Raw genomic sequence first — 12,513 nt, 5'->3', positions numbered from 1 at the left:
ACAGCCGGTAGTGAGGCGTGTTCGGGCTTCTATTCAGCTCTTCATGAAACGGTCTATCTGCTCGGACAGCATGCCGTATTCACGAGATCCCTTGCCGATGCGTTTCTCGATCTCGCGGAGCTGTTCCCGAGCGCCGGCGAGATCGCCGATCTGCAGATGCGCCTCGCCGAGATATTCGCGTACCAGCGTATAGTTCGGATCGATGCGCAGCGCTTCCTCATAATAGCCGAGACCGACGGCGACGCGTCCGGAATGGCGGTGCGAGTAGCCGAGGTAGTTGAGGATGCGAGGGTCTTTCTTGTCCGCAGCCAAGCTGAGCACGGCGATCGCCTCGTCATAACGTCCTGCCATCGCCAGCGCGCGGCCGGCCTCATAGATGTTGTCGTCGTCCAGCATGCCGTGCTTGGGCGCGACGCACTTCTTCAGCTTCTTGTCCCAGACCTTGCCTTTCTTGCACTGTGTCGTCTGGCTGCCATCGCCACCGCCTCCACCTTCACCGGCCGAAAACACCGGAACAGCAAACAGCGGCAGGGCGGCAACCGCCAGAACCTGGATCAGCAATCGTCTGCGCATCGAACTCTCCCTGAAGCATGACAATGCAAGACTAACGCCGGGCAAAAGCGGTTTCATCCCGGAAAAAAGCCACGGCCAGTGAAAGCCTTTTCAACGGCCCGCGCCAGTCGGAAAATGGAAGCGCCGAACAAAACGTGACGAGCGCTGCAAATCCGCTATCATCCAGCAAACGCCAACGGAGTATGCGGAGACGGCCAGTGCAGCGGCGCCTTGAAAAAGAATGGGAGCTTTCGATCGGTCCCGACACGGTGCGCCTGTTCATCCTCAAGGCGAAGGCGTTGAGCGCCGCCGTCAACGAAGACTATGCCGATGGCGCCGAGCACGAGGTAGAACTCGATAGCGAGGCGCATGACAACCATCATCATGACGGTCTCGTCGAGGAACGTTCCGAGGACCTCACCGAAGAAGAGCTGCGCGAACTGATCAACGATCTCAATGTCGACGAGGCGGCCGAACTCGTCGCCCTCGCCTGGGTTGGACGCGGCGACTATGACGCCTCGGAATGGGCGGACGCGCTGACGGCCGCGCGCGAGCGCGCCAACAAGCGCACGGCGAAATATCTGCTCGGCATGCCGCTGTTGGCCGACTGGCTGGAGGAAGGGCTGGAAGCGATCGGTGCGTAACACCGCGGTCACCGTTTGTGATCGGCCAATGCCCTCGTTCAGGGCAACTTCCGCGTTCACCGGCCGTTAGCGGTGAATGGCGGTGCTGACCCCTCCCACATCGATCAGATTGGCCGGATTGATCAGATTGGCGCTGCCTTTGGCGGCGGCGATGCTGTCGGCAGGAACGGCCCTGGCCCAAGCTCCGGAATTGCCTGAAACGATGCCTGCCCCGGAGCTCAATCAGTCGCAATCGGCGCAAGAAGCCGCGCCTGCCGACGTGCCGATCCCCGAGCCGCGCCCTGCGGATGCGCCAGAGCCTGATCAACCGGCGACCGACACGCTGAACCAGCAGAGGTCGGACCGGCATCAGGAAGCCCAGCCGCAGCCTCCGGCAGTCGCTCCGACGCCGACCGAAAAGCCCGCCGAGGCTAAACCATCGGCCGCCGCGCCAAAACCACCGGAGAAGCCGGCGCAGGCGCCGGAGAAAAAAATCCCTCCCGACCCGCGCTCGACCGCTGTGCCGCAGGAGAAAATGCCGGACGAGGAACTGGCCTGCCGCCGGCGGCTGAAGTCGATGGGCGTCGACTTCGAGGAACGCAAGGCCGAGCACGATGCGGCGGTCGGCTGCTCTATCCCCTATCCGATCGCACTGAAGACGCTGGGCAAGTCATTGGATATCAACCCCGAATCCGAGTTGAATTGCCAGATGGCCGAGGCCGCCGCGCGCTTCGCCGCTGATATCGTCCAGCCGGCGGCCAAGGCCGAGCTCGGCGCCGAACTCAAGTCGGTCGACCAGGCATCCGCCTTCGTCTGCCGCCACCGCAATGGCGGCGGGAAATTGTCGGAGCACGCCTTCGGCAACGCGCTCGACATCGCCAGCTTCACGCTTTCGGACGGCAGAAGGATCGACATCCGCCCGGCGCCGGCGGAAAAGGACGCGAAATTCCTGAACGCAATACGCAAGGCAGCCTGCGGACCGTTCAAGACCGTGCTTGGCCCGGGCAGCGATGCCGATCATTCGCTGCATCTCCATCTCGATCTTGCACCGCGCCGCAACGGCGGCACCTTCTGCCAGTGATATGGTTGCGGACCGACGCGCCGCAATTTGGCCGCAGCCGTAAACGCAGCCGCTGATTTTTCCTTTACTGTTGGCGGGTAAGCTCCGTTTCATCTGATCATGACCCCGAAAAGTGGGATCCGGTTTTCGGAGAAAGATCATGATCAAACGATGACATGGAGCCTGATCGGCTCGGGGACCGGGAACCTGCCAATGGCCGGGATATTTCGCGCCGCGTCTGTCGCCGTGCGGCAAGTGAGACGCGCGCGCATGATTGCCGGCGGGCTTGCCATCGCAGCGATCTCGGCCTGCACCACCGGCAGCGTGCTCTCGCTGGAACCGGCCGTCGATGTCGGCAGCCAGACATCAGCTGTCCCAGAGTACGCTGGAATGCAGCGCCTCGTCCCATCCAACCCTTACATGACCGCCGCCTATCCGCGCATGGACGAGCCGATGGCGCCGACCGAACAGATGCCGGCCAGCGAGGTCGAGTGCCGCAAGGATTTGAAGCGCCTGGGCGTCGTCTACACCGACCTTGCGCCGATCCGCGAAGGCCAGTGCGGCATCGACTATCCGGTCAAGATCTCGGCCATCGGCCGCATCGGAATGAAGCCGGCCGCGACGCTGACCTGCGACATGGCCGCCACCTTCGCCGGCTGGGCCAGGAATGAACTGGTCCCGTCCGCCCGCTGGCGTTATTTCTCCGGCGTCAGGACCATTCGCCAGGGCTCGAGCTATTCCTGCCGCAGGATCGCCGGCGAAGGCACGCTGTCGGAGCACGGCAAGGGCAACGCGCTCGATGTCATGAGCATCGAGCTTAGCAATGGCAAGGAGATCGACGTGCGCAAGCCCGGCCTGTTCGCCTTCCGCACCCGCGGCTTCCTCAACACCGTGCGCGCCGACGGCTGCCAGTATTTCACCACCGTGCTCGGTCCCGGCTACAATTACGACCACCGCAACCATTTCCATTTCGACATCAAGAACCGCAAGAACGGCTACCGCGCCTGCCGCTGAGCCCGAGCGCGTGCCCACTGCCCAAGGTGTGCGCCGCCGCGTAGAATGACGCCACATAAGGTGATGTCATATCACCACGGTGGTGTCGCATGAGCCGACGAAGCCTTCGACGACGCGCAACGATCTGGCTGGTGGCGTTCTGTGCCGGCTATCTCGTGCTCGCCTATTTCGCCGCGCCGGAATTCTGGACCCTGCGCGACCGCAATTTCCGCGCGCAGCGCTTCGAGATGGTGACCCGCACGCCGCAAGGCATCGCCGGCGATCCGATCAATGTCGGCCTCGTCGGCACCAAAAAAGAGCTGGTCCACGCCTTCGCCGTCGCCGGATGGGACACGGCCGACGCCCTCACGCTGGAGACCGCGGTCGAGATCGGCGAAAGCGTGCTGTTCGATCGGCCCTATCCCGACGCGCCGGTCAGCCGGCTGTTGTTCGAAGGCCGTGCACAGGATCTGGCCTTCGAGAAGCCGGTCGGCGACAGTGCCGACCGGCGTCATCACGTCCGCTTCTGGCAGACCGATGCGACCGGAGACGATGGCCGGCCGCTCTGGCTGGGTGCGGCAAGCTTCGATCGCGGCGTCGGCCTCAGCCACGACACCGGCCAGATCACCCACCATATCGGTCCCGACATCGACGCCGAGCGCGACTTCCTGATCCGCGACCTGTCTGCCGCAGGCATGCTGATCTCGACCAGCGAGATATCGGGTATCGGTGCGACAAAGACCGGGCGCAATGGCGGCGGCGATCCCTATTTCACCGATGGCAAGGCAGTGGTGGGCCTGCTGCGGCAGCTGCCGTAGGCACAAGACGAAGAGACGGTCCTGTCGGACTGTCTCCTTGAAGACGTCGTCGTGCACGCCATCAGGCCGGTGACGCGCCGCCTGACGCCAAAAGTCCGCGTCGACGCCCTGATCGAGCATTTTTCGTCGCCGCCATGGGATGCCGCATGAGATGGTTGGGCCTGCCGGCATGAAAAATGACGGCCGTCTATTTTCGAAGACCGCGCCGCAATGCTATTGACCCCGCATGCTTTACGCTGAAATCGCTATCGTGGTCGTCCTCATCTGCGTGAACGGCCTTTTGGCAATGTCCGAGCTTGCCATCGTCTCGTCACGGCCGGCCCGCCTCAAGGCGATGATCGACCGCAACGTCACGGGCGCCGGACGCGCCTTGGCGCTCGGTTCCAATCCAGGCAAATTCCTGTCGTCGGTGCAGATCGGCATCACCCTGGTCGGTGTTTTGTCCGGCGCCTTTTCCGGCGCCACGCTTGGCGAGCGGCTGTCCGTATTCCTGGCATCGACCGGCATCCGCGAAAGCCTTGCCGACCCGATCGGCGTCGGCATCGTCGTCGCCCTCATCACCTACTTCTCGCTGATAATCGGCGAACTGGTGCCCAAGCAGATCGCGCTGCGCGATCCCGAAGGCGTCGCCTCCAAGGTTGCTCCGGCGATGACCATCCTCGCCACCGTCTCGGCGCCGCTGGTCTTCCTGCTCGATATTTCAGGCCGCGCCATGCTGTGGCTGCTTGGCCAACGCGGTGAAAGCGAGGAGAAGGTCACCGACGAGGAGATCAAGATGCTGGTCGCCGAGGCCGAGCATCACGGCACCATCGAATCCGACGAGCGGCGCATGATCGCCGGCGTCATGCGGCTCGGCGACCGCGCCGTCCGCGCGGTGATGACGCCGCGCACCGAGGTCGACTGGATCAACCTGCAGTCCGACGACGCGGCGATCCGCAAGCTGTTGATGGAGACCCAGCATTCGCGCCTGCCAGCCGGCGATGGCAGCGTCGATGCCATGATCGGCGTCGTCCAGACCCGCGACGTGCTGGCCGCGATGCTCGGCGGTCGCGCGCTCGACCCGCGCCGGCACGTGCGCACCGCTCCCATCGTCCATGACCAGGCCGACGCCCTGGATGTCCTTTCGACGCTCAAGGAATCCAACGTGCCGATGGCGCTGGTCCATGACGAATACGGCCATTTTGAAGGCATCGTCACCCCGGCGGATATACTGGAAGCCATCACCGGCGTGTTCCGGGCGGACCTCGACGCGGGCGACGAGGAAAACGCCGTCAAGCGCGACGACGGCTCATGGCTGCTCGCCGGCTACATGCAGGCCGACGAGATGGCCGACGTTCTCGGCATCGACCTGCCCGAGAACCGCGACTACGAGACTGTCGCCGGTTACGTGCTGGCGCATTTGCACCATCTGCCGACGACCGGCGAATGCGTCGATGCGCAGGGCTGGCGCTTCGAGGTCGTCGACCTCGACGGCCGCCGCATCGACAAGCTCATCGCGACCCGCCTGCCCGGCGGCCATCGCGAAATCGTGCGGTAGCAGGGTTGCAAGACAATCGCTTTAGGTTTGCGCTGCCCCTCATCCGCCTGCCGGCGCCTTCTCCCCGTATAGTGACAGGGAGAAGGGAAGCTGGCCGCAACTTCGGCACCCTTCTGCAACGCTGGAGAGTGGCGAAATCCTCTGCGAAGGCGTCTTTCTCCCCGTCACTATACGGGGAGAAATGCCCGGCAGGGCAATGAGGGGCAGCGCAAACGTGGCAAGTCGGTCCCGGCGCGAACGGTTGCTCAAGATCGCTGCGTTCGCTCAATAAAGTCAGTCATCAACGCGGCTGCCGCCTCGGCGTGGGTTTCGAGCAGGAAGTGGCCGCCGTCGAAGATGTGCGCTTCCATACGTGGCAGGTCTTGCATCCACGACAGTGTTTCGGCGATGTCGAAGAACGGGTCGTGGCGGCCCCACAGCATGAGCGCCGGCGGCTGCCGCGTTTCGATATAGTCGGCGATGAGACTGAAGCGAGCGGCATGGTTGGCGTAGTCGGCGAGGAGCGCGCGTTGTGTTTCCATACCGCCAGGCTGATTCATCACCCTCCAGTCCTCGATCCAGGGTTCGCCTTTGATCCGGGCGGCGACATCCTCCGGCAAGCCGCCCAAATATTGCTCGCGGGTGCCTTCCAAGGTCAAAAACGCGGTAGCCTCCCTTTCGTTCTCTTCCGTCGGGTTTGACCAGAACTCGCATGTGGCTTGCCATTGCGGTCCGAACCCTGTGCGGTGTGCGTTGGCGCTCTGAATGATGAGGCCGCAGACGAGGTCGGGGGATTGCATAGCGACCTGGAGACCTGCAGGCGCGCCCCAATCGTGCAGGTAGATGAAGCGCCGATCGATCGCGAGATGAGTTAGGAGCTCCTGGATTGCGCCGCTGAACGCTTCGAATGACGGCGCGGGCAACGGCGCCGATTGGCCGTAGCCAGGCAAGTCGGTGGCGACGACGAAGGCGACGCGCGCAAGGCCGGGAATGATCCGCTGGAAGGTGCGCGACGAGCTCGGAAAGCCGTGCAGGAGCAGCAGCGCGGGATTGGACGCATCACCCGCGGTGATGAAGGAAAGCTCGGTCCCGCCGGACAGGCGCAGCCGCTGTTGCGTGGGGGATGTCATGCCGGCACTCCTCGCACTGGTCCGGGATGGGCTCGATCAGGGTGCATCGCCTGTGTTCGCTTGATGAACTCGATCATCTGGGAGAGTGCTGGTTCGGCGTGCGTCTCAAGCAGGAAATGCCCGCCGTCGAAAACATGCGCTTCCATGCGCGGCAGATCCTGCATCCAGGACAGCGTTTCGGCGATATCGAAATAGGGGTCGTGACGGCCCCACAGCATGAGCGCCGGCGGTTGCCATTGCTTCAAATAGGCGGCGATCGCATCGAAACGCGCGGCATGGCTTTTGTAGTCGCCGATCAGCGCGCGGTGGGTCTCCATGCGGCCGGGAAGATTCATCACCCTCCAGTCCTCGACCCAAGGGTCGCCCCTGATCGTGGCGGCGACATCTTCCGGCAGGCCGCCCAAATATTGCTCGCGTGTGAATTCGAAGGTCAGGTCGGGGGTCGCGGCCGCTTCGTTCTCTTTTGTCGGTTCTGACCAGAATTTCAACACGGCGTCCCAGACGGGACCGAAGCCGGTTCGATGCGCGTTTGCGTTCTGGATGATGAGACCCGAAACCAGCTCGGGCGCTTGCATGGCAATCTGCAGACCCACGGCGGCGCCCCAGTCATGAATGTGGATGAATCGGCGCCCGATCGCGAGGTGGGTCAGCAATTCGGAAATCGCCTTGCTGATCGCGTCGTAGGAGGGTGTCGGCGGGACATCGGACCGGCCATGGCCCGGGAGGTCGGGCGCGATCACATAGGCTGCGCCCGCCAGTCCTGGAATGACATCGCGGAATGCACGGGCGGAGCTGGGAAACCCATGCAAGAGGAGCAAAGCGGGGTTGGATGGATCGCCCGCAGTGACGTAGGCAAGCTCGGTTCCACCGGAGAGACGCATTTGGCGCGGGGCAGGCAGTCTCATGTCAGGATTCCCTTTTTGCCGTCCGGAAATGGAGTTAAGTCCAAACCAGTGGCGCGAGTTCCGCATGTCGCCGAGAGCGTTGGCCGGCGAGACGCGGGGGTATTGCGGCCGAAAACGCTCCCTGCAAGTGGCTGCAAACCCGTGATCCGTTTCGGATTCGCTACTCGGCCGAGGATCAGTGGCCGGCTGGTGTTGCGACAACGCGCTCTATCGCCGTCGCCAGGGCGATCGTGCCGCGCCGGTGTTCGCTGCTGTCCTGGCGCATGAACAGGCCGTTGGCGATTCCCTCATACATACCGAGCAGCGCGTCTGCCACCTCGCCAGGCACGCCTTCCTCGGCAAGCAGCGCGGCACGCCCCTCCGGCGCAACAAGCACAGGCGTTACCGGCCGGCCGAGAACGTCCGCGAAGGCCGATGCCACGTCGTCGGCGCTCCAGTCTTCCGGTCCGCCCAGCTCCACGACCCGCTTGCCGGTCCATTTCTCGCGCAGCACGGTGGCTGCCGCGCGCCCGACATCGATCGTGCTCACCATCGGGATTTTCTGCGGCGGCTCGATAAAGGTCGGCAGTATGCTTTGCGACAGGACCGCTTGCGCCACCTCGTTCCAGGTTTCGACAAAATACCCCGACCGCAGGAAGGCGGTGGCCGGCGCCACGCCGTCGAGCAGCGCCTCGAACCGGTTGAGGGTGGCGATGACGCCGGTGCCGGAGGCATGCTGCGCGCCGATGGACGACAGGACGACGGTCTTTGGCAGACCTGCACGCCGTGCCGCATCGGCAAGCGCGGCGCCGATTTCTTCCGTGCGCTGATAGGGATCACCGCTCACCGGCGGCGGGTTGAGCAGGAACGCTGCCCGCGCGCCCTTCAGCGCATCGGCCATGGCGCCGGCATCCTCCATGCTTGCGACCGCCACCTCGGCGCCGAGGGCCGTCCATTTTTCGCCCTGTTCCTTGCGACGCAGGACGACGCGCACGGCTTCACCGCCTGCGATCAGGGCGCGCGCGACCTCGCCGCCGGCCCGTCCGTTTGCTCCAAGCACGACATACATCACTTCTTCTCCTTCTGCTCGCCTGACCTTCATCCGGCCTGACCTTCATCTCGATTGACGGGGGGGAACGATAGGCGCAGGCTTCCAATGCGTCCAATGCATGGTGTATATAGTCACCATGCACGAAGTGGATTTACGCCGGATCGATCTGAACCTGCTGGTGGCGCTCGAAGCGCTGCTGGACGAGAAGAACGTCACCCGTGCCGCAAGCCGGCTCGGCATGAGCCAGCCCGCCGCGAGCCGAGCGCTCGGCCGATTGCGCGCGCTGTTTTCGGACGCGCTGCTGGTCGACGGACCGGGCGGCTACGTCCTCAGCGCCCGTGCGGAAGAGGTGCGCCCCGTGCTGCGCGGCATCCTGGCGGGTGTGCGAGAGATGGTGGAGGCCAACGCGTTCGATCCCGCCACCGCCACCGGCCGGATTCGGCTGCTGATGCCTGATCTCCAGGCCGCCGTGCTGGCGCCGCACCTGCTCGCCCGCCTTGGACGCGAGTCGCCGTCCCTCGATCTCGATATCGTCGCGCCGGGCACGGATGCGGTTGAAGCGCTGGAGCAGGGTATCGCGGATGCGATGGTGGCGCTGGTCGACGAAGCCCCGGCCGGCATCCGCCGGCGCGGTCTCTATGACGAGAAGCTCGTGACGCTGATGCGCGCGGAGCACCCGGCGCTCGCCCGAAAGCTGACGCTCGAGCGTTTCCTGGCGCTTGAGCATATCGTGGTGAGCGTCACCGGCGTCGGGCCTGCACCTGTCGACGAGGTGCTTGCCCGCATCGGGCGAACGCGGCGGGTGAAGCTGCGCGTGCCGAACTTCTTCGCGGCCGTCGAGATCGCCGCTCGCTCCGACCTCGTCATGACCCTGCCTTCGAGCCTGGCGCGAGCGGCCGCCAACATGAAGCGCTTCGTATCGTTGCCGCCGCCCCTCGATCTTGGCAGCTTCACGATGAGCCTTGTCTGGCACGCGCGCCAGCAGGACGCGCCCAGGCACATATGGTTGAGACGTGCCATTGTCACGGCGGCGGCGGACATGTCATCGGCGATCGACGTTGGAAACTGAGGCCGCAAAGCGGCTCCCTGGAGCACAACGCCTCGAGCCGACCCGCGTTCGATTGCAGCTGACATGACGGCCATTGGAGGGTCAGCAAATCACACCAATGGCAGGAAGATGTCGGTGATGGCCTCGTGCTCGGCAACCATCGGAACAATACTCACCCGCTGACAGTAGAGGGGAAAATCCCGAAGTGCCTCACCGCTTGCCGGCAACCAGTCGCGATACAGGAATTCGATCGCCGGCTCGACATTTTCTGCTCCGATTGCGCGAAGCACGGCACATCGTCCGGCCGGAAGAACACCGGCTTCCACGCCCTGCTCGTTCAGCTCGATTTTCCGATCGGTCGCTGCACAGATGTCGAGGCGGAATTCGTCCGGCGGCGTTATGTCGGAATCCGAGTGAAACACATTGTAGGTCGCACTGGACGCGGCGCTCAAACCGACAGCCCTTCGCCAGGCGATGAATTTCTGGATAGCCTCGGCGACCAGGGCCGGATTGCCCCGGTGCTGCAGGACGGCGACGGGTGTTTCCGGCACGTCCGCGATGTTGACGTCAGCCAAGGAATACGCCGTTTTCATGAGCTTGCTCCTCGCGTTGGTCAATGGCCACAGGCTGGCAAACCACACCTCCCAGTCGGGCGTGTCCCGAAATGCGGAAGGCAATTGCCCAAAGCTTTTCCGAAACGCGCGGGCGAAGGCATCGGGCGCATCGTAACCAACGTCGAGCGCGGTTTCGGTCACGCTCGCCTCGTCCTTGAAGGCAAGCACCTGTCCCGCCCGTTTCATGCGAACGAGTTGGACGTAGCGATGCACTGATATGCCGAAATATCCCCTGAATTGGCGGTGGAAATGGTACTTGGACAGGGCCGCAACGGCACTAAGCGTGTCCAGGCTAAGATCATCCTCAAGATGCCGGTCGACGTAGTTCAACACCCGTTTCATACGCGTGTGGTAGGGATCTTGCGGCGTCGTCATCATGCTCTCCAGTGGTGAGAGCAATCTGCCAGCTTGCGAGACAGCGCGCTCGACTGTTCTTGCTGAACACCCAGGCGCTGTTCACTTCGATGCGGAGCCGTTGGCGGTGGAGCACTGCTAACCGGGTTCAGACCGGCAGGCGGAACTGTTTGCGCAAGCTCTTGTCAAACATCTCTGCGGGGGCAAAGCGGCGCAGAATGCTGACCTGGCGCGCTGCCTTGCCGGCGGTATAGCGACGCCGCGGGCGGACATCGGTCGCCGCCTTGACCACCACAGCCGCCACCACTTCCGGCGGATCGGCTTTGGGCATCACATCGCCCAGCAGCGCCTTGAGCCCGGTGCGCGCCCGATCGTATTCTTTCAACACCGAATCCGGCTCGATCCCGTTCTGGTCGAAGACGGTACGCACGAATGCCGGCTCGATGACCGAGACGCGAATATCGAAAGCGCGAACCTCGTGATCAAGCGATTCCGAATAGCCCTCAAGCGCGCGCTTGACCGCAGAGTAATGAGCTGAGTATGGCGCCGGCACCAATCCCGGAATCGAGCCGATATTGATGATGCGCCCTTCGCCGCGCCGCCGCATCGACGGCAACACCGCATTGATCATGCGGATGACGCCGAACAGATTGACGTCGAACAGGGCCTGCACCTGTGCGACCGAGGATTCCTCGGCACCGCCAAGTAAACCGACGCCGGCATTGTTGACCAGAAGGTCGATCCGCCCGGTCTGCGCCAGCACGGTTGAAACGAGGGCGCTGACAGAAGCGCCATCGGTCACGTCGCAAACCAGCATGGTCACCCCGTCCGGGCCGTTGCCGACGGAGCGGCGACTTGTCCCGAAGACGGTGAATCCTGCCCGCGCAAGCGCCTCGGCGCTGGCGTGGCCGATGCCCGAGGAGGCTCCGGTCACAACAGCGGTTTTTACGGAATTCGCATTCATTTCGTGCTCCAAATCGTGAGGGCCAGACGTTTCTCGCCGATTGAATTATGATCATAATATAATGTTACAATCATAATGCAATACCAAAAGGGAATGGCGCGCTACGAAAAGGGCCGAAAGAACGCGTCACGCGGCCGGATCATGGAAGTTGCTGATCCATCTGCGTCAGGACGAAGTGGCGCCCTGACGTGTAGGGAGCGGGCTGTCTGCCAGGGGTGGCTTTGCCGTAGAGGGTGCCCTTGCCGCTGCCCATTTCAGACTTCGCCGACGGCGAAGCTGTAGGTCGCGGCGCGGACCAGGGCGACATTTCTGGCGCGTTCCCTAACCACTCGTTCGCGCCCTCGCCGAAAACCCATTCGCAAAGTTCAAGCCGTTTGCATGGGAGCCTGAAAGCTCCCCTGCTGCCCCCGGGCGTCGTTGGGATCAATCGCCAGTACAGAATTGCAGGGCGAGCGATCAGCCCGCCGGATGACTGCTGGTCGTCGAAGGGATGCGGGCGATGACCTTGATCTCGAAATCGAAGCCGGCAAGCCAGTTGACGCCCACTGCCGTCCAGTTCGGATAGGGCGGTCCGCCGATCTCTTCCGCCCGCACGGCCAGCACCGTTTCGATCTGTTCGTCCGGGTTGGTGTGGAAGGTGGTGACGTCGACAACGTCGTCGAAGCTGCACCCGGCGGCGGCCAGGACCGCGCGCAGATTGGCAAAGGCCCGCCGAACCTGATCCTCGAACGCGGGCTCGGGCGAGCCGTCCTCACGGCTGCCGACCTGCCCCGATACGAAGAGAAGATCGCCGGAGCGAATGGCCGCGGAATATCGATGAATATCGTATAACGCGTGGCGTTTGGCCGGATAGATGGCATCACGTGCAGGCATTTCGTGTTCCTTTCTGACTTGATAACGGGAGCG

Annotated in this window: 13 protein-coding genes; 6 read left to right on the top strand and 7 right to left on the bottom strand. The window is 63.6% G+C overall.

The window, feature by feature from the left end; translation table 11 throughout:
* Nucleotides 1-33 precede the first annotated feature (33 nt).
* Nucleotides 34-573: a tetratricopeptide repeat protein gene (locus M727_RS0101195; protein ID WP_027151117.1), complete on the bottom strand. Its 540-nt coding sequence runs from the start codon at nt 571-573 to the stop codon at nt 34-36.
* Between the two features lie 197 nt (nt 574-770).
* Between M727_RS0101195 and M727_RS0101190 the strand changes: the two genes are divergently transcribed.
* From M727_RS0101190 to M727_RS0101165, 5 genes are all read left to right on the top strand, one after another.
* Nucleotides 771-1,196: a DUF3775 domain-containing protein gene (locus M727_RS0101190; protein WP_023799808.1), complete on the top strand. Its 426-nt coding sequence runs from the start codon at nt 771-773 to the stop codon at nt 1,194-1,196.
* A gap of 76 nt (nt 1,197-1,272) precedes the next feature.
* A complete protein-coding gene (locus M727_RS0101185; protein WP_027151116.1) occupies nt 1,273-2,256 on the top strand; it encodes an extensin family protein in 984 nt (327 codons plus the stop codon).
* A gap of 192 nt (nt 2,257-2,448) precedes the next feature.
* Complete coding sequence (locus M727_RS0101180; protein ID WP_027151115.1) at nt 2,449-3,249, top strand: extensin family protein; 801 nt, start codon at nt 2,449-2,451, stop codon at nt 3,247-3,249.
* A gap of 89 nt (nt 3,250-3,338) precedes the next feature.
* A complete protein-coding gene (locus M727_RS0101175) occupies nt 3,339-4,046 on the top strand; it encodes an LssY C-terminal domain-containing protein (protein WP_027151114.1) in 708 nt (235 codons plus the stop codon).
* A gap of 226 nt (nt 4,047-4,272) precedes the next feature.
* Nucleotides 4,273-5,583 carry a hemolysin family protein gene (locus M727_RS0101165; RefSeq protein ID WP_027151113.1) on the top strand — a complete coding sequence of 437 codons (1,311 nt, stop codon included), beginning with the start codon at nt 4,273-4,275 and terminating at the stop codon, nt 5,581-5,583.
* 245 nt (nt 5,584-5,828) lie between these two features.
* On the opposite strand, the gene M727_RS0101160 is transcribed toward M727_RS0101165, so the two are convergent.
* The 3 genes from M727_RS0101160 to M727_RS0101150 form a co-directional block, all read right to left on the bottom strand.
* On the bottom strand, nt 5,829-6,692 hold the full coding sequence (locus tag M727_RS0101160; protein WP_027151112.1) for an alpha/beta hydrolase: 864 nt from the start codon (nt 6,690-6,692) through the stop codon (nt 5,829-5,831).
* On the bottom strand, nt 6,689-7,597 hold the full coding sequence (locus M727_RS35525; protein WP_051505467.1) for an alpha/beta hydrolase: 909 nt from the start codon (nt 7,595-7,597) through the stop codon (nt 6,689-6,691). Before M727_RS35525 ends, M727_RS0101160 begins: the two co-directional genes overlap by 4 nt.
* 175 nt (nt 7,598-7,772) lie before the next feature.
* A complete protein-coding gene (locus tag M727_RS0101150; RefSeq protein ID WP_027151111.1) occupies nt 7,773-8,645 on the bottom strand; it encodes an NmrA family NAD(P)-binding protein in 873 nt (290 codons plus the stop codon).
* Between the two features lie 118 nt (nt 8,646-8,763).
* Between M727_RS0101150 and M727_RS0101145 the strand changes: the two genes are divergently transcribed.
* Nucleotides 8,764-9,696, top strand: a complete 933-nt coding sequence (locus M727_RS0101145; protein WP_027151110.1) for a LysR family transcriptional regulator — start codon at nt 8,764-8,766, stop codon at nt 9,694-9,696.
* Nucleotides 9,697-9,785: 89 nt separating this feature from the next.
* Here M727_RS0101145 and M727_RS0101140 read toward each other — a convergent pair whose 3' ends face one another.
* The 3 genes from M727_RS0101140 to M727_RS0101130 all read right to left on the bottom strand — a co-directional run bounded on the left by M727_RS0101140 (nt 9,786) and on the right by M727_RS0101130 (nt 12,480).
* Entirely contained in the window at nt 9,786-10,664 is an 879-nt protein-coding gene (locus M727_RS0101140) for an AraC family transcriptional regulator (RefSeq protein ID WP_027151109.1), read from the bottom strand.
* A gap of 127 nt (nt 10,665-10,791) precedes the next feature.
* Nucleotides 10,792-11,607 (bottom strand): oxidoreductase, encoded by an 816-nt coding sequence (locus tag M727_RS0101135; RefSeq protein WP_027151108.1) that lies wholly within the window; start codon nt 11,605-11,607, stop codon nt 10,792-10,794.
* 456 nt (nt 11,608-12,063) lie between these two features.
* Complete coding sequence (locus M727_RS0101130) at nt 12,064-12,480, bottom strand: RidA family protein (protein ID WP_027151107.1); 417 nt, start codon at nt 12,478-12,480, stop codon at nt 12,064-12,066.
* Nucleotides 12,481-12,513 lie beyond the last annotated feature (33 nt).

Origin of the sequence: Mesorhizobium sp. WSM2561 (assembly GCF_000513915.1) — a bacterium.
Lineage (GTDB): Bacteria > Pseudomonadota > Alphaproteobacteria > Rhizobiales > Rhizobiaceae > Mesorhizobium > Mesorhizobium muleiense.
The sequence above is the reverse complement of the archived record's forward strand: the minus strand, read 5'-3'. Positions and strand labels throughout refer to the sequence as shown.

Bases quoted from the DNA above. Each gene is read 5' to 3' on its own strand.
- M727_RS0101195 (WP_027151117.1), bottom strand. From the start codon at position 573: ATGCGCAGACGATTGCTGATCCAGGTTCTGGCGGTTGCCGCCCTGCCG.
- M727_RS0101185 (WP_027151116.1), top strand. From the start codon at position 1,273: ATGGCGGTGCTGACCCCTCCCACATCGATCAGATTGGCCGGATTGATC.
- M727_RS0101180 (WP_027151115.1), top strand. From the start codon at position 2,449: ATGGCCGGGATATTTCGCGCCGCGTCTGTCGCCGTGCGGCAAGTGAGA.
- M727_RS0101175 (WP_027151114.1), top strand. From the start codon at position 3,339: ATGAGCCGACGAAGCCTTCGACGACGCGCAACGATCTGGCTGGTGGCG.
- M727_RS0101165 (WP_027151113.1), top strand. From the start codon at position 4,273: ATGCTTTACGCTGAAATCGCTATCGTGGTCGTCCTCATCTGCGTGAAC.
- M727_RS0101160 (WP_027151112.1), bottom strand. From the start codon at position 6,692: ATGACATCCCCCACGCAACAGCGGCTGCGCCTGTCCGGCGGGACCGAG.
- M727_RS35525 (WP_051505467.1), bottom strand. From the start codon at position 7,597: ATGAGACTGCCTGCCCCGCGCCAAATGCGTCTCTCCGGTGGAACCGAG.
- M727_RS0101150 (WP_027151111.1), bottom strand. From the start codon at position 8,645: ATGTATGTCGTGCTTGGAGCAAACGGACGGGCCGGCGGCGAGGTCGCG.
- M727_RS0101145 (WP_027151110.1), top strand. From the start codon at position 8,764: ATGCACGAAGTGGATTTACGCCGGATCGATCTGAACCTGCTGGTGGCG.
- M727_RS0101140 (WP_027151109.1), bottom strand. From the start codon at position 10,664: ATGACGACGCCGCAAGATCCCTACCACACGCGTATGAAACGGGTGTTG.
- M727_RS0101135 (WP_027151108.1), bottom strand. From the start codon at position 11,607: ATGAATGCGAATTCCGTAAAAACCGCTGTTGTGACCGGAGCCTCCTCG.
- M727_RS0101130 (WP_027151107.1), bottom strand. From the start codon at position 12,480: ATGCCTGCACGTGATGCCATCTATCCGGCCAAACGCCACGCGTTATAC.